This is a genomic window from Enterobacter sp. SECR19-1250 (assembly GCF_013391025.1).
In the GTDB taxonomy this organism is placed as follows: Bacteria; Pseudomonadota; Gammaproteobacteria; order Enterobacterales; family Enterobacteriaceae; genus Enterobacter; species Enterobacter cloacae.
In genome coordinates, this window is sequence record NZ_JACASJ010000001.1 from 20055 (window position 1) to 36859 (window position 16805).

Sequence of the window (16805 nt, forward strand, 5' to 3'; positions counted from 1 at the left end):
TGGCCTGACCTTTCTAGTTGTTACGCCTGCTGACAATCAGCGATAGCGCCAAGAACGACATCGTGCGGCACTCCGCCGCGCACTTCACTCTTCCCTATTGCAAGCGGGAGTACAAGACGCATCTCACCTGCCAATACTTTTTTATCGCGCATCATGTGGGGTAAATACGCTTGCGCCGACATCTCCTGCGGCCCGGTTACCGGCAAGCCAGTACGTTCCAGCAGTGCGATGATACGTGCCGTCTCTTCCGGTTTGAACTGACCCAGACGTTCGGAGGTACGGGCAGCCATCACCATGCCAGCAGCGACAGCTTCACCGTGGAGCCAGTTTCCGTAACCCATTTCGGCTTCAATCGCGTGGCCAAACGTATGCCCAAGATTCAGTAAAGCACGTAAGCCCGTTTCACGCTCGTCTGCTGCAACAACTTCTGCTTTCAGCTCACAACAACGGCGAATGCAGTATGCCAGTTTAGCCTCATCCAGGCGCAGCAGCGCATCCATATTCTCTTCCAGCCAGTTAAAGAACTCGCCGTCGAGAATAATGCCGTATTTGATCACTTCAGCCAGGCCAGAGGCCAGTTCGCGTGCTGGCAGGGTTTTCAGACAGTCGAGATCCACCACCACCGAAGCAGGCTGGTAGAACGCGCCAATCATGTTTTTGCCGAACGGATGGTTGACCGCGGTTTTGCCGCCAACGGAAGAGTCGACCTGAGACAGTAAGGTGGTCGGAATCTGAATAAAACGGACACCACGTTGATAGCTTGCTGCCGCAAAGCCCGTCAGATCGCCCACAACACCGCCGCCGAGAGCAAGCAGTGTCGTATCGCGACCATGGGGTTTTTGCAGCAATGCGGTAAAGACGGTATCCAGTACCGTCAGGCTTTTATACTGCTCGCCATCGGGCAGAATTACACTGTCGACCTTCACGCCCGCCTGCTCAAGCAGGTGGCGAACGCGGTCAAGATAAAGCGGAGCTAGCGTCTCATTGGTGACCAGCATCGCCTGATCACCCGCTTTCAGTGGTAAAAAGGAAGCTGGGTCGTTAAACAAACCAGCCGCGATGGTGATAGGGTAACTACGTTCCCCGAGAGTAACTGTAATCCTCTCCATGACGCGACATCCACCTTTAATGCTTTTACCCGCAGGCGAGTGTATATAAAGCCAGAATCAGTTGCTTTCCAGCATATGAATAATCTGGTTTGCAACCACTTTAGCGCTCTGATCATCAGTACGAATGGTCACATCAGCAATCTCTTCGTACAGAGGATTGCGTTCATCGGCCAACGCTTCCAGAACTTCGCGTGGTGGCGTTTCAACCTGCAGCAGCGGGCGCTTTTTATCGCGCTGCGTACGTGCCAGCTGTTTTTCAATGGTCGTCTCAAGATAGACCACTACGCCACGGGCGGAGAGACGGTTGCGGGTTTCGCGAGATTTTACAGAACCGCCGCCGGTCGCCAGCACGATGCCCTGTTTTTCCGTGAGTTCGTTGATCACTTTTTCTTCTCGGTCACGGAAACCTTCTTCGCCTTCTACATCGAAGACCCAGCCCACATCAGCTCCGGTTCGTTTCTCAATCTCTTGATCAGAATCGTAAAATTCCATATTGAGTTGTTGAGCTAACTGACGCCCAATAGTGCTTTTGCCGGCACCCATAGGCCCAACCAGAAAGATATTGCGTTTCTCTGCCATTTTTTCGGTACTACTAAGACTATTCGTTAATGGTAATCCCCGCTTCGCAGACACCCGGCGTAGCAGGACATGAACTGAAACCTCATATGCAATAGAGCGAGAGTCAGACTAAAAATTATCTCAATACTCCGGCTTGTTTGGCAACTGATTAAATCACCGCACCAGACGCATAAGACAACAAGACGTCAGTCCAACTCAAATCGGTACTCCTTGTATGCTAATTCATGCCCCACGTCAAACATCTGCAACAAACTGAATGCAAAATCATTGCGGGGATCGTTACCCGTCAGTGAATAGCCACCAGACGTGGTGTTATAAACACCACTAATTCACGCCGTTCGTTGTCTTTACCGTCATGACGAAAAAGCTGCCCAAGCCAGGGGATTTTACCGAGCCCGGGTACGCTATCACTTCCGGTTTTATTCTTTTGCGAGAAAATACCGCCCAGCGCCAGCGTTTCTCCACTTTTTACCTCCACCTGAGTCTCTATTTCTTGTTTGTCGATAGCCAGCGTTTCGCCATCAGCCTGTTGCAACACCTGCCCCGGCATATTTTCACTAATATGTAATTTCAGGCGCACGCGCCCGCCCGGTAGCACCACTGGGGTGACCTCCATACCTAATACCGCCTCTTTGAACTCCACAGAGGTGGCCCCACTCTCCCCGCTGGAGACCTGGTATGGGATCTCACTGCCCTGTTTGATACTGGCTGGCTGCATGTGTGAGGCCAGCAGTCGTGGGCTGGCAATGATATCGACCTGCTGTTTTTGCTCCAGTGCTGACAGCTCCAGATCCAGCAGCCTGCCGTTAATACGCCCGATGTTAAACCCCACATGGCTGGTGGCGCTGGCCACGGACAAATCACTGCCAAGGGTTGTCATTTGCCCAACCTTGCCCACTTCAGTGGCCTCGGCAAGATTCCATTTCACCCCCAGCTCCCGCAGACTTTTTTCGTTGATGGTGACGATATGCGCCGCCAGTTCGACCTGCTCGACGGGAATATCCATCTGTGTTGCCCAGCGCTGTAGCGTCTCCAGTACGGCTTTATTATCCCTGACCAGCAGCCGGTTGGTGCGTTTATCAAGAGACAGACTGCCCTTCGGACTGAGCAGTTTTCCCGCTGCGTTTTGCAGCTCCCCGGCATCTGCGTATGAAAACGAAATGCTTTGCGAGAGCAGCGGAGCCTCAAGCTGCCTGCGGGCCCGGTCCTGTGCGTTACGCTCCTGCTGTTCGCGCTACCAGGCCGCCGTATTGACATAGAAAATGCCACCCTCCTCGCGCAGAACCAGCCCTGCGCTGGCGATCACCGTCTGTAAGGCCTGTCGCCACGGAACATGCGTCAGACTGAGCGATAATGTGCCGCTTACGTCGGGTGACACCACCAGATTACGATTCTCCTGCGCCACCAGCGCCTGCAGGACCTGAACCACAGGAACGTCATCCACCACCAGCGTGACCGGCTTCGGTGCGGCGGCCAGCGGAGTGACGATCGTCAGTAACAGCAGCGTTATCCTTAAATTCATATTTTTTCGTTCCTTCTCGTTGCCATGTCCATTGCGCTGGCTCACAGGTTTCACCCACGTTTATGAAGAGTTGCGTCTCATTCATTGCGCTGACCCGCCAGCCCGCCGGTAAACGTCCCTCTAAGCTCAGGCGATACCAGCGCTGTTTCCCGTCCTGCAACAGGCCAACCCCGCCGACCATGCCGCGATAGTGCCACTGCGTCAGCTCGCCAACGGCACAGGGATCGTCAGGCGGACGAAACGGATCGCGCATCCCGGTGAGTAACAGCACTGAGCAGAGCAGCAGGTAGCGCAGGCTATTTCGCATGGTCTTGCTCCAGCTGCACTCGCAGACGTAACGCCGCGCCCTGGGGCGCAAGCGTAAAGGCGGCAATCCGGACATCTTGCTGCGCCAGCCGGGCGAAAGCCGTCAGGATTGCTGGCCACTCGGCATCCAGCGCCAGCTCTCCACCGCCCGGAAGGGGTTTCCAGTGCACCAGCGTTGCGCCATCAGCCTGAAAATCCAGCGGGGAAAAGCGCACCACCGGGCGTGCGTCAGGCTCAGGTGTCCGGCGCGGCGCGTTGCTGGCGACAGGCCAGAGCGTCGCATGGCGCTGTACGGCGTCGGCCATTTGCTTCTGAAGCGCAGCAAGCTGTGAATTAAGCGGCCTCAGGAACAGGCCCCATGCGGTTCCCCACAACAAGGCAACGCCCAGCCCACCGCACAGGAGCCGGTACCGGCGACGGCTCTCAGACCAGCGTTCCAATATTCTGTTCACACGTTACCCCTGGCCTGTGAGCTGAAAAGTGAACATCCAGCGCCCGTGATTATCCTGCCGTATCTCCCCTGCTGACCCTGGGGTAAAACCCGCTATTTGTCGCAGAGCATCACCCATTGCCGACAGGGCGGGCAGTGCTGAGGCATAGCCGTTAATTATCAAAAAGGGCGGTTGGTAACGAAGCTCAGTGAACCATGCCTGCGCCGGAATGGCATCGGAGAGTGACGCCAGCACCGGGTGCCATGCCATACGCTGTGGCTGGCGCGTGGGAGCCGGTGTGGCAAGAGGTAGACGAGAAGACAGCGCGCGCTGCACGGTTTGCATGCCCGCCAGTTCAGCCTGTAGGGCGTGCAGTTTCAGGTGGGCGTGCATGCTCAGACTGAAGACCGTTGCCAGCGTCAGAATACAGGTGGCCGCAGACAGCCCTCCCCAGAACCGCAGGCGGCGCGCGCGTCGTTGCTGTCGCCACGGAAGAAGATTGGTCATGCTCATTCAGGCACCTCGCTCATGGCCAGCGCCAGCGCGACGGTATAATCGGCACCGCACTCCGGCAGCGGGGGCTGACAGCGAGAGAGGAGCTCCCACGGGTCGCGCTGGCTATCAAACAGCGCGATATCGTCCGGCGCGAGAGCCAGCAGTGCCGCCAGTTCAGCCACGCTTTTGGCCTCGGTAGCGAAGCGGCGCCCCCACTGGTGGCGCATTGCCCACAACCACTGATGTTCGTCTCGCCACGCGACACACTGCGCCGGTGCCACCGCAGGAAGAAAATTTGCCAGCGCGCTGGCATCCGGAGTAATCGTCACCAGCCGTAAATGCAGCGTTTTCGCGAGCGTCAGTAGTGTTTCAACCTCTTTGTTTTGTGCAGCGGTGACATGAAATGTGTTGCTGAACGTGTCCTGTGCGTAATCGAAGCACAGCGCATCAGGGGACATCTCCAGCTCACGCGAGAGCGCAGCCCCTAGCCAGGAGAGCTGTTCGCTGTCGCGCAGGGCGATAGCCGGGCGGGGCAACGATCTTTGCAGGGTACGCGCCGCCGGAAATGAGAGAAACACCCGGTGCTGATGCGGCAACGTACGCCGCCAGCCGCGTAATGCGTCAAACAATTGTTCTGGCTGACAAATTTTCCCGTCGAGGATGATGCCTTCCGTCAGCGGTATCGCCCACCAGCGGCGCAGACACCAGCTGAGACGCTCACGAACCAGCGCGACAATCAGCACCCTATCTTGTTGAATATGAACGCCCGTTTGCCATGTTTTGAAAGCCATGCTTCACGATCTCCTTATCGCCCGTCGCCGTGACGGCTATATCAATGAATCAGGCTTGCCTTTATACTACCGCGCGATTGTTTAGAAACTGCCCAAGTGAAACCAGATGGGAAATCTCCGGTGAAGTTCGTAAAGTATTTATTAATCCTTGCAGTGTGTTGCATTCTGCTGGGAGCAGGCTCGATTTATGGTTTGTACAAATATATTGAGCCGCAGCTACCTGATGTCGCTACGCTTCGTGATGTGCGGCTCCAGATCCCAATGCAGGTCTACAGCGCCGACGGCGAGCTGATGGCGCAGTACGGCGAAAAACGCCGTATCCCGCTGACCTTAAACCAAATTCCCCCTGTGATGGTGAAGGCCTTCATCGCCACAGAGGACAGCCGTTTTTACGAGCACCACGGCGTTGACCCGGTGGGGATTTTCCGTGCCGCAAGCGTTGCGCTGTTCTCCGGGCATGCCTCTCAGGGGGCAAGTACCATTACGCAGCAGCTGGCGCGTAACTTCTTCCTCAGCCCTGAAAAGACGCTGATACGTAAGATAAAAGAGGTGTTCCTCGCGATCCGTATTGAGCAGTTGCTGAGTAAAGACGAAATCCTTGAGCTTTACCTCAACAAGATCTATCTCGGTTATCGCGCCTATGGCGTGGGTGCTGCGGCACAGGTGTACTTCGGCAAGCCCGTGGAGCAACTGACCTTAAGCGAAATGGCGACCATTGCCGGCCTGCCTAAAGCCCCGTCCACGTTTAACCCGCTCTACTCGCTCGATCGCGCCACCGCACGTCGCAATGTCGTTCTGTCACGTATGCTGAGCGAAGGCTACATCAGCCAGAGTGAATATGAGCAGGCACGCAACGATGTCATCGACGCCAACTACCATGCACCGGAGATCGCCTTCTCTGCCCCGTATCTGACCGAAATGGTTCGCCAGGAAATGGTCAGCCGTTATGGGGATAAGGCCTATGAAGATGGTTATCGCGTATACACCACGGTTACCCGTAAAGGGCAGCAGGCAGCACAGGATGCGGTGAGAAATAACGTGATGGACTACGATATGCGTCACGGCTATCGCGGCCCGTCCAACGTGCTGTGGAAGGTGGGCGAAAGCGCCTGGGACAGTAAAAAAATCACCAGTACGCTGAAAGCGCTGCCTACCTACGGCCCGCTGCTGCCTGCGGTGGTGACGCAGGCCACGCCTCAGGAAGCCGTTGCAACGCTTGCGGATGGCACCTCAGTCTCCTTGCGCATGGACGGGATCCGCTGGGCGCGTCCGTACCGCTCTGACACCTTACAGGGACCAACGCCACGCAAAGTGACCGATGTCGTACAAACCGGACAACAAATCTGGGTGCGTCAGGTGGGCGATGCCTGGTGGCTGGCGCAGGTGCCAGACGTCAACTCCGCGCTGGTCTCCATTAACCCGCAAAACGGTGCCGTGCTGGCGCTGGTGGGTGGGTTTGATTTCAACCAGAGCAAATTCAACCGCGCGACGCAGGCGCTGCGTCAGGTCGGTTCGAATATCAAACCGTTCCTCTACACGGCGGCGATGGATAAAGGCTTAACGCTTGCCAGTATCCTCAATGACGTGCCGATCTCTCGCTGGGATGCCGGTGCCGGTTCCGACTGGCAGCCGAAGAACTCGCCGGCGGAATACGCAGGTCCTATTCGCCTTCGTCAGGGGCTGGGTCAGTCGAAAAACGTGGTGATGGTGCGTGCAATGCGTGCGATGGGCGTCGATTACGCGGCAGAGTATCTGCAACGTTTTGGCTTCCCGGCACAGAACATCGTGCGCACCGAATCGCTGGCGTTAGGTTCGGCATCGTTCACGCCGCTGCAAGTGGCGCGGGGGTATTCGGTCATGGCCAACGGCGGCTTCCTGATCGACCCGTACTTCATCAGTAAAATCGAAAACGACCAGGGCAGTGTGCTGTTCGAAGCGAAACCGAAAATTGCCTGTGCGGAGTGCGATATCCCGGTGATTTACGGCAATACGCCGAAGTCTGACGTGCTTGAAAACAAGGACATGGAAGATGTCGCCGTGTCGCAGGAGCAGCCGAACGGCGTGGTGCCGCAGCCACAGCTGGAACAGGCAAACCAGGCGCTGGTGGCGCAGAGCGGTACGCAGGAGTATGCCCCGCATGTGATCAACACCCCGCTGTCATTCCTGATCAAGAGCGCGTTGAATACCAACATCTTCGGTGAACCGGGCTGGCAGGGTACCGGCTGGCGTGCCGGGCGTGATTTACAGCGCCACGATATCGGCGGTAAAACCGGGACCACCAACAGCTCGAAAGATGCCTGGTTCTCCGGCTACGGTCCGGGCGTGGTGACTTCGGTCTGGATCGGCTTTGACGATCACCGCCGCGATTTAGGCCGCACCACGGCGTCTGGCGCGATCAAAGATCAGATTTCCGGCTACGAAGGTGGGGCCAAAAGTGCGCAACCGGCCTGGGATGCCTATATGAAATCCGTTCTTGAGGGCGTGCCGGAGCAACCGCTGACGCCACCGCCGGGCGTGGTCACGGTCAATATCGACCGCAGCACCGGGCAGTTAGCCAACGGTGGCAATAGCCGTGAGGAGTATTTCATCGAAGGTACGCAGCCAACCACGCAGGTGGTACATGAGGTGGGTACAGAGATTATTGATAACGGCGAGACGCACGAGCTGTTCTGACACCAAAGCAAAACGGCAACCTCGGGTTGCCGTTTTTGTGTTTGCTCCCTCTCCCGTGGAAGAGGGTTGGGGCATCAGGCCACTACAGCCGCCCCTGCCCCTTCAGCCATTCCCGCACCAGGAACAGCGCGCTCACGTTACGCGCCTCATTGAAGTCAGGATCTTCCAGCAAATCCATCAGGTGCGCCAGTGGCCAGCGAACCTGGGGCAGCGGCTCCGGCTCGTCACCTTCCAGCGATTCAGGGTAAAGATCTTCAGCCACCACAATATTCATTTTGCTGGAAAAATAGGAGGGAGCCATGCTCAGCTTTTTCAGGAACGATAGCTCTTTCGCGCCAAACCCAACCTCTTCTTTCAGCTCGCGGTTTGCTGCTTCAAAGACCGTTTCACCCGGATCAATAAGCCCTTTCGAGAAACCCAGTTCATAAGATTCCGTGCCCACTGCATACTCGCGGATCAAAATCAGATGGTCATCAACAATGGGGATGATCATCACCGCTTCACGCGATGAGGGGCGCATACGTTCATAAACGCGACGCACGCCGTTGCTGAACTCCAGGTCCACACTTTCGACATTAAACAGCCGGGATTTCGCGACAGTTTCAACACTCAGAATGGTGGGTTTTTGTAGTGGTTTGCTCATCTTGACGGGTCTTTGAAGTGTGAACTGACTTTATTGTGCGATACGCCGCACGGTTTCGGCAATGTCAATTGTTCTTTATTTACATTTGTGCAACCTGACAGGAATCAATCCTCAAATCAAAACAAATGTCAAGAGGTTGAAATGTTTCCAGGAATTTGCTGATATCGCGCCATGACAGGCTTTGCTATCATCATCGGTCACTGGGATGCGCTGCAGAATGCTCAAGTTCGACTCCATGCTTGCCGATAGCCAACCACAGACTCTCATTCATTGTTAAAGGTGCACTGACTACACCTGTAAGAAGATAAAGTAAGATGGGGAAAGCATGAGCACCATTTTGATCGTTCTCGCTGCTATGCTGGCCGGCGCTTTAGTTGCAGGGTGGGTATACAGGCGTCGCGTACAGCGTCGTTTCAGGCTGCCCTTTTTAACGGCCTTTGCCGGTGCCACAACGCGTAAACTCACGCAAGAAGAGCGCGATGCTGTTGAGAACTATCTCGAAACCCTCAACCGTTCCCAGTTAACGCCCGGGCCAACGGGGGCTACGGCTGCGCCTGTCACCCTCAATCTGAACGCACAAAGCGACACCGTGCTCTGCGTGACGCGCTCCATCACCCGTTATGGCATCACGACTGACGATCCCAATAAATGGCGTTACTACCTCGACTCCGTTGAAGTGCATCTGCCTCCCTCCTGGGAGCAGTACATTAATGACGAAAACAGCGTTGAGCTTATCCATACCGATTCGCTGCCGCTGGTCATCTCCCTGAACGGCCATACGCTGAATGAATACATTCATGAAGCACCGCGCTTTGCGCTGGAACGCGCGAGTTCAAAGCAGGCCTCCATTCGCGGTGAAGAGACCGAGCAAATTGAACTGCTGAACATTCGTCAGGAGACTCATGAAGAGCACGCCCTGAGTCGTCCGGATGGCATTCGCGAGGCGGTCCTGATTGTGGCCGCCTTCCTGCTCTTTTTCTTCTGTCTGCTGACGCCGGATGTGTTTGTCCCATGGCTCGCGGGCGGTGCGCTGCTGCTGTTGGCCGCCGGGCTGTGGGGGCTGTTTGCGCCTCCGGCCAAAACCTCTTTGCGTGAAATTCACTGCCTGCGCGGCACCCCTAAGCGCTGGGGCCTGTTCGGTGAGAACGATCAGGAACATATCAACAATATCTCCCTCGGGATTATTGACCTTATCTATCCACGCCACTGGCAGCCATGGATTGCACAGGATTTGGGGCATAAAACCGATATTGATATCTACCTTGACCGCCATGTTGTGCGTCAGGGGCGCTTCCTCTCCCTGCATGATGAAGTGAAAAACTTCCCGCTTCAGCACTGGCTACGCAGTACGGTTATCGCCGGGGGCGCAGCGCTGGTCTTTGCTCTGTTGCTGCTGTTCGTGCCGCTGGATATGCCCATCAAATTCACCCTGTCGTGGATCAAAGGGGCACAAACCGTAGAAGCCACCAGCGTTAAGCAGCTGGATGACGCTGGCGTGCGGGTGGGTGATACGCTCCGTCTGAAGGGGACCGGGATGTGTAACATCCACACCCCAGGGGCCTGGAATACCCGTCAAAACTCGCCATTCATGCCGTTCGACTGCTCGCAAATCGTCTGGAACGATGCGCCGCCGTTGCCGCTGCCGGAGTCAGATGTCGTCAATAAAGCCACTGCGCTCACCCAGACGCTCAACCGCCAGCTGCACCCGAAAACTGATGATGATTCACGCGTCAGCCCTGCCCTGCGTTCTGCCATTCAGAAATCCGGAATGGTACTGCTGGATGACTTTGGCGAAATCGTATTGAAAACGCAGGATTTATGTTCTGCACAGGATGAGTGCGTTCGCCTTAAAAATGCGCTCGTGAACCTGGGTAACAGCAAAGACTGGGACTCGCTGGTGAAGCGCGCCGAAGCGGGTCGTCTGGACGGGGTGAACGTGCTACTGCGCCCGGTGAGTGCCGAATCGCTGGATAACCTGGTGGCGACCTCTACCGCGCCGTTTGTGATGCGTGAAACCACCCGTGCGGCCCAGGCGCTGAATAGCCCGGCGCCTGGCGGTTTTGTGATTGTCAGCGATGAAGGCAGCGACCTGGTCGATCAGCCTTATCCGCAGATTGCCCTGTACGACTACCCGGCTCAGGAACAATGGGGGCAGTTCCAGCGTCTGGCGCAGATGCTGATGCAAACGCCATTCAGTGCCGAAGGGATTGTGACCAGTATCTTTACCGATGCCAACGGTACGCGCCATATCGGCCTGCACCGGATGCCTGACAGCGCGGGTTTATGGCGTTATATCGGTACATCACTGCTGATGATCGCCATGCTGGTGTCTATTTTCTGGAACGGCATTATGGCCCTGCGCCGTTACCAGCGTTCGCGCACCCGGCTTGCTGAGATCCAGCAATACTACGAAAATTGCCTTAATCCTAAGCTGGTCCCCTCCTCTGAGAGCCTGATCGGATAACATCGCTGCGCGACAAGTTGTGCTACCCTGTCGCGCACGTTTCTTCTGGCTGGAGTTCCCCTATGCATCTTGATATCGCCTGGCAGGAGGTTGATACCGTCCTGCTGGATATGGACGGCACGCTGCTCGATCTCGCCTTCGATAATTACTTCTGGCAAAAGCTGGTCCCGGAGACCTATGGCGAACAGCAGGGTATCTCCCCGGCAGAAGCGCAGGAATTCATTCGTTCGCAATATAGCGCGGTGCAACATACGCTAAACTGGTACTGTCTGGACTACTGGAGCGAACGACTCGGTTTGGATATTTGTGCCATGACCACCGCCCAGGGCCCGCGCGCCGTACTGCGTGAGGACACCGTGCCCTTCCTGGATGCGCTGAAAGCAAGCGGCAAGCGCCGTATTTTGCTGACCAACGCCCATCCGCATAATCTGGCCGTGAAGCTGGAACATACGGGTCTTGCGTCACACCTTGATTTATTACTTTCCACCCACACATTTGGTTATCCGAAAGAGGATCAGCGGTTGTGGCATGCGGTGAAGGAAGAGACCGGTTTACAGCCGGAACGCACGCTGTTCATTGATGACAGCGAGCCCATTCTGGATTCCGCCGCGGCGTTTGGCATTCGCTACTGCCTGGGCGTGACCAATCCTGACTCCGGCCTGGCGGACAAAAGCTATCTGCGGCATCCGGGGCTGGGTGACTATCGTCAGATGATCCCCTCACTGACCGTGAAGGAGACGCCATGAAAGAAAAACCCTCAGATGGGGTAAGACTGGATAAATGGCTGTGGGCAGCCCGTTTTTATAAAACGCGCGCCCTTGCCCGCGAGATGATCGACGGCGGAAAGGTGCATTACAACGGCCAGCGTAGCAAGCCGAGTAAGCTGGTTGAACTGAATGCCACCTTAACGCTGCGTCAGGGCAACGATGAACGAACGGTGGTGATTAAAGCCATTACCGAACAACGACGGCCCGCATCTGAAGCCGTACAGCTTTATGAAGAGACGGCTGAGAGCATTGAAAAGCGCGAAAAGACCGCGCTGGCGCGCAAAATGAATGCGCTGACCATGCCCCACCCGGACCGGCGACCGGATAAAAAAGAGCGCCGCGATCTGATGAAATTTAAACACGGTGAGACCGAGTAACCCTCACCTGCACGAGAGACTATTATGGCCCAACACGACCAATTACACCGCTATCTGTTTGAACAATTCGCCGTGCGTGGCGAGCTGGTCACCGTATCCGAAACCTGGAAACAGATTCTGGAAAACCACAACTACCCGCTGCCGGTGAAAACCCTGTTGGGCGAACTGCTGGTTGCCACCAGCCTGCTGACCGCCACGCTGAAGTTTGCCGGTGATATCACCGTGCAGCTGCAGGGTGATGGCCCGATGTCGCTGGCCGTGATCAACGGTAACAATCAGCAGCAGATGCGCGGCGTCGCGCGCGTTCAGGGCGACGTTCCTGAAAATGCCGACCTGAAAACGCTGGTGGGCAATGGCTACCTGGTGATCACCATCTCCCCGGAAGAAGGTGAACGCTATCAGGGCGTGGTCGGTCTGGAAGGCGATACCCTGGCCGCCTGCCTGGAAGATTACTTCATGCGTTCAGAACAGCTGCCAACTCGCCTGTTTATCCGTACCGGTGAAGTAGACGGGCAACCCGCTGCAGGCGGTATGCTGCTGCAAGTTCTGCCCGCACAGGATGCGCAGACCAATGATTTTGAGCACCTGGCGACGCTGACCGAAACCATCAAGGCGGAAGAGCTGTTCAACCTGTCGGCGACCGATGTGCTGTGGCGTCTGTATCATGAAGAAGAGGTGACGGTTTACGATCCGCAGGCCGTGGAGTTTAAGTGTACCTGTTCACGTGAACGCTGCGCTGGCGCACTGAAAACCCTGCCGGATGAAGAGATCGACAGCATTATGGCTGAAGACGGTGAAATCGATATGCACTGTGACTACTGCGGTACGCACTATGTGTTCAACTCGATGGATATCGCTGAGATCCGCAACAACGCCTCTCCGGCGGATCCGCAGGTTCACTGATCATAAAGCAACGGCTCCACAAGGAGCCGTTTTGTTAACGCACCAGCGCATTATCGTAGTTTATCTCTACGCGTTCACCGAAGATCTCAATATCTGCCCACGGCTTCACAACGGATTTCACCTTCCCCTGCTGCACTGCGCGTTCCAGCTCTTCCCGTGATAAACCATCAGGCATTTTCCAGGTATCGCCTGCCAGCTTCCAGCCGGTACCGGTTTGCGTGTACACCACAATCGTGCGGTCGCTAAACTGATAAATCACCGCTTCAGGCTTGCCGTCGCCGTTCAGATCCAGCGACATCAGTAAACAGGTTTTCCGCTCGCGGCTGCAGGAATCAAATCGGTACTGGTTATTCAGCATCGCCTGCCATAACCCCTTGTCGGGGCGAGACGTACCCGGTGCGAGTGTGAACTGCTTCTCAAGCATCCCGGCTGTCATCTTCCCTGCTCCGTCCCGGTTTCCACTGAGAAGGCCGTACAGCTCACGCTGGCGCTTTGGCTCAGCCATAAACTGCCGATCGTATTGCAGCGTCTGCATGGCTTCGCGTCCCTTACGCCCGCTGTTGCTGAGCATATACAGGCTGACCTGATCCGCGTTGATGCGTCCGTCGTGGTAGCGCGCCATATGGCTTTCAACGCTGATACGCCACGGATCAAGCACCGGCGTATGAATCAGGATCAGGAGAATAAGCGCAAGTAACCCCGTTAGCGGGATAACGGACGCCTGCAGCTTTTGTGCCTGGCGGCGACAGAAGACAACGCTTATGCAAAATCCTACCGCCCAGACCAGCGCCACCAGCGTAATGAGCACGCCATACAGACGCTCCGGCGACCAGCCATATTGCGAAATGCGCAGCCATAACGCCCACCCTGCTAACACCGGATAGGCGGGAACGATAGCGATGGCGAGACGAACCATCCCGTTGAGAAGCGCATAGTAAGGTAGCGTCTGACGCTGCGGATGCCAGACAATCGTCACCAGTAAAAGGAGCAGTAGCGCTAAGGCAGTCAGCAGGCCCGCTGCGGATATCCGTGCGGAAATGGCCTCAAAGCCCATCACGGGCAATGCGCCAATAAACAGCAGCGCTAAGGCCGCCATCAAAGGCAACAGGCCGGTGGCGATCAGGGTAAGCAGGTTTTGTAATGCGCGCATCAAGCGCACCTGCATACGCACCAGCACGGCGACACTGGCAGAAACCACGCCAATCGCCACTGAAATAAACCAGTCAGACTGGAAGAAAAGGCGATCAAAAAACTGAATGCCAATGAGTTTGAAGAGTTCAGCCCACAGGAAAAGCACCAGCCAGAAGAGGCCGTTGGAGATAAAAATAGTGAGTATAGTCAGCGCGTTGTGCCAGTGCTTATCGTAAAAATCACTGTAGAACGAGGCCGTCGTCGCAGGCGACAGACGCCTTTGCAGCCATGGCAACATCAATAGCATCATCAACAGAAGATGAAAGCCCCAGACAAGCACGGCCTCTTTAATTTCCCAGTGTTCAAGCCCGGACACGCTCCACTTAAGCCAGGCCCCCATACCGGCGACAACAGCGCCAACGATCGCGAGCGCCAGCCAGAGTAACGGTTTTCTGAATGACGTCACGGAAAGCGCGACAGTGGCGGTCATCGCCACCGTTGCAGGCATCACGCACAAAGACCACACCGTATCGGATGGCAATTTCGCATACGCGATGTACTCGCTAATCCCGTAGCAAATCAGCCCCTGTAGAGCGCCCACCAGCACGATGGCCAGGCGCGTTGAAGGGGATAACGTTTCACTGTTTTCCATCTCTCATCCCTTTTCCAGAAAAGCGTATTGTTTCATCAATCCGCGGACGACATGAATCGTTTTCATACTGTAACCCTTACGTAATTTTCTTACGTGTATGCGATTACATTCACATTCTTTCCGATAAAATCACCAGCCATTAACCTTTTCGGAACATTTTCCCCAACAAAAAAGCGATTCCTGCGATAATCCGCCTGCCCTGTGACTGGAGTCGCAGCGTTTTCCGTTAGTAAGGGTTTTGACCAGATACGTAAATCTATGAGCCCCGTCGCGGTTAACAACCTCAGAAAAACCCTACAATTTCAGGCAGTACATATTGGCTAAGGAGCAGTGATATGCGTGTTACTGGTTTAACCCCGCAAGATCTCAAGGCTTATGGTATTCACGACGTCCAGGAAGTCGTCTACAACCCCGATTACGATACGCTGTATCAGGAAGAGCTCAATCCAGCACTGGAAGGATACGAGCGAGGTGTGTTGACTAACCTTGGTGCTATCGCCGTCGATACCGGTATCTTTACCGGTCGTTCGCCGAAAGATAAGTATATCGTCCGAGACGAAACCACCCGCGATACGCTGTGGTGGGCTGACAAAGGCAAAGGGAAGAACGATAACAAACCGCTCTCCCCGGAAACCTGGCAGCATCTGAAAGGGCTCGTCACCCAACAACTTTCCGGCAAGCGTCTGTTCATTGTCGACGCTTTCTGCGGCGCTAACGCCGACACCCGTCTTTCCGTGCGTTTTATCACCGAAGTGGCCTGGCAGGCGCATTTCGTGAAAAACATGTTTATTCGTCCAACCGACGAAGAGCTGCAGACGTTCAAACCCGATTTCATCGTGATGAACGGTGCCAAATGCACCAACCCACAGTGGCAAGAGCAGGGCCTGAACTCCGAGAACTTTATCGCCTTTAACCTGACCGAGCGTATCCAGCTGATTGGCGGTACCTGGTACGGCGGCGAGATGAAGAAAGGCATGTTCTCGGTCATGAACTACCTGCTGCCGCTGCGCGGTATCGCCTCTATGCACTGCTCAGCGAACGTCGGTGAAAAAGGGGATGTGGCGGTGTTCTTCGGCCTGTCCGGCACCGGTAAAACCACCCTGTCTACCGATCCAAAACGTCGTCTGATTGGGGATGACGAACACGGCTGGGATGACGACGGCGTGTTTAACTTCGAAGGCGGTTGCTACGCGAAGACCATTCGTCTGTCTGAAGAAGCTGAGCCGGATATCTTCCATGCCATCCGCCGCGATGCGCTGCTGGAAAACGTCACCGTACGTGCCGACGGCTCTATCGACTTCGACGACGCATCCAAAACCGAAAACACCCGCGTTTCCTACCCGATCTACCACATCGACAACATTGTGAAACCGGTGTCGAAAGCAGGTCATGCGACGAAGGTGATTTTCCTGACGGCGGATGCGTTCGGCGTGCTGCCGCCGGTTTCCCGCCTGACTGCCAGCCAGACGCAGTATCACTTCCTCTCCGGTTTTACCGCCAAACTGGCGGGCACCGAGCGGGGCGTGACGGAGCCAACCCCAACGTTCTCCGCCTGCTTCGGCGCGGCCTTCCTGTCGCTGCACCCGACGCAGTACGCAGAAGTGCTGGTAAAACGCATGCAGGCCTCCGGGGCGCAGGCGTACCTGGTTAACACCGGCTGGAACGGTACCGGCAAGCGTATCTCCATCAAAGATACCCGCGCCATTATCGACGCCATTCTGGATGGTTCTCTGGATAACGCTGAAACCTTCACCCTGCCGATGTTTGATCTGGCTATTCCAACGGCGCTGCCGGGCGTGGATACGCATATCCTTGACCCGCGTAACACCTACGGATCCCCGGAACAGTGGCGTGAGAAAGCAGAAACGCTGGCGAAGCTGTTTATTGAGAACTTCGAGAAGTATACCGATACCCCGGCAGGTGAAGCGCTGGTGAGTGCGGGACCGAAGCTGTAGGTAAAAG

At 55.8% G+C, this 16805-nt stretch carries 14 protein-coding genes and 1 pseudogene; 6 read left to right on the forward strand and 9 right to left on the reverse strand.

The features are described from left to right. Window positions 1-20 precede the first annotated feature (20 nt). The 7 genes and pseudogenes from aroB to HX884_RS00120 form a co-directional block, all read right to left on the reverse strand. Window positions 21-1109, reverse strand: a complete 1089-nt coding sequence (aroB, locus tag HX884_RS00090) for a 3-dehydroquinate synthase (RefSeq protein WP_178327435.1) — start codon at window positions 1107-1109, stop codon at window positions 21-23. Between the two features lie 57 nt (window positions 1110-1166). Beyond that, entirely contained in the window at window positions 1167-1688 is a 522-nt protein-coding gene (aroK, locus tag HX884_RS00095; protein ID WP_003861630.1) for a shikimate kinase AroK, read from the reverse strand. Between the two features lie 286 nt (window positions 1689-1974). After that, window positions 1975-3210 (reverse strand): annotated as a pseudogene (gene hofQ / locus HX884_RS00100) (DNA uptake porin HofQ). Continuing rightward, window positions 3125-3517 carry a HofP DNA utilization family protein gene (locus HX884_RS00105; protein ID WP_178327436.1) on the reverse strand — a complete coding sequence of 131 codons (393 nt, stop codon included), beginning with the start codon at window positions 3515-3517 and terminating at the stop codon, window positions 3125-3127. The pseudogene hofQ and the gene HX884_RS00105 overlap by 86 nt, the downstream one beginning before the upstream one ends. Next, the gene (locus HX884_RS00110; protein ID WP_178327437.1) at window positions 3507-3968 is read right to left on the reverse strand and encodes a type II secretion system protein M; all 462 of its coding nucleotides are present in this window, start codon (window positions 3966-3968) and stop codon (window positions 3507-3509) included. The genes HX884_RS00105 and HX884_RS00110 overlap by 11 nt, the downstream gene beginning before the upstream one ends. Window positions 3969-3971: 3 nt before the next feature. Next, window positions 3972-4460, reverse strand: coding sequence for a PilN domain-containing protein (locus HX884_RS00115; RefSeq protein WP_151347820.1), 489 nt, complete (start codon window positions 4458-4460; stop codon window positions 3972-3974). After that, the gene (locus tag HX884_RS00120) at window positions 4457-5233 is read right to left on the reverse strand and encodes a DNA utilization protein HofM (RefSeq protein WP_129327955.1); all 777 of its coding nucleotides are present in this window, start codon (window positions 5231-5233) and stop codon (window positions 4457-4459) included. The genes HX884_RS00115 and HX884_RS00120 overlap by 4 nt, the downstream gene beginning before the upstream one ends. 120 nt (window positions 5234-5353) lie before the next feature. Here HX884_RS00120 and mrcA point away from each other — a divergent pair, with 120 nt between their 5' ends. Further along, window positions 5354-7906, forward strand: coding sequence for a peptidoglycan glycosyltransferase/peptidoglycan DD-transpeptidase MrcA (mrcA, locus tag HX884_RS00125; RefSeq protein WP_178327438.1), 2553 nt, complete (start codon window positions 5354-5356; stop codon window positions 7904-7906). Between the two features lie 82 nt (window positions 7907-7988). On the opposite strand, the gene nudE is transcribed toward mrcA, so the two are convergent. After that, window positions 7989-8549, reverse strand: a complete 561-nt coding sequence (gene nudE / locus HX884_RS00130) for an ADP compounds hydrolase NudE (protein ID WP_029882167.1) — start codon at window positions 8547-8549, stop codon at window positions 7989-7991. 325 nt (window positions 8550-8874) lie between these two features. On the opposite strand from nudE, the gene HX884_RS00135 reads away from it, so the two are divergent. From HX884_RS00135 to hslO, 4 genes are all read left to right on the forward strand, one after another. Beyond that, entirely contained in the window at window positions 8875-11013 is a 2139-nt protein-coding gene (locus tag HX884_RS00135; RefSeq protein WP_013099081.1) for an intracellular growth attenuator family protein, read from the forward strand. A 62-nt stretch (window positions 11014-11075) separates the two neighbouring features. After that, window positions 11076-11759 (forward strand): GMP/IMP nucleotidase, encoded by a 684-nt coding sequence (gene yrfG / locus HX884_RS00140; RefSeq protein ID WP_013099082.1) that lies wholly within the window; start codon window positions 11076-11078, stop codon window positions 11757-11759. Beyond that, window positions 11756-12157 carry a ribosome-associated heat shock protein Hsp15 gene (gene hslR / locus HX884_RS00145; RefSeq protein WP_013099083.1) on the forward strand — a complete coding sequence of 134 codons (402 nt, stop codon included), beginning with the start codon at window positions 11756-11758 and terminating at the stop codon, window positions 12155-12157. Before yrfG ends, hslR begins: the two co-directional genes overlap by 4 nt. A 24-nt stretch (window positions 12158-12181) precedes the next feature. Next, window positions 12182-13060 carry an Hsp33 family molecular chaperone HslO gene (gene hslO, locus HX884_RS00150; RefSeq protein WP_013099084.1) on the forward strand — a complete coding sequence of 293 codons (879 nt, stop codon included), beginning with the start codon at window positions 12182-12184 and terminating at the stop codon, window positions 13058-13060. Window positions 13061-13094: 34 nt separating this feature from the next. Here the strand turns inward: hslO and HX884_RS00155 are convergent, their stop codons facing one another. After that, entirely contained in the window at window positions 13095-14843 is a 1749-nt protein-coding gene (locus tag HX884_RS00155; RefSeq protein ID WP_178327439.1) for a DUF4153 domain-containing protein, read from the reverse strand. Between the two features lie 335 nt (window positions 14844-15178). On the opposite strand from HX884_RS00155, the gene pckA reads away from it, so the two are divergent. Further along, the gene (gene pckA / locus HX884_RS00160) at window positions 15179-16798 is read left to right on the forward strand and encodes a phosphoenolpyruvate carboxykinase (ATP) (RefSeq protein WP_013099086.1); all 1620 of its coding nucleotides are present in this window, start codon (window positions 15179-15181) and stop codon (window positions 16796-16798) included. Window positions 16799-16805 lie beyond the last annotated feature (7 nt).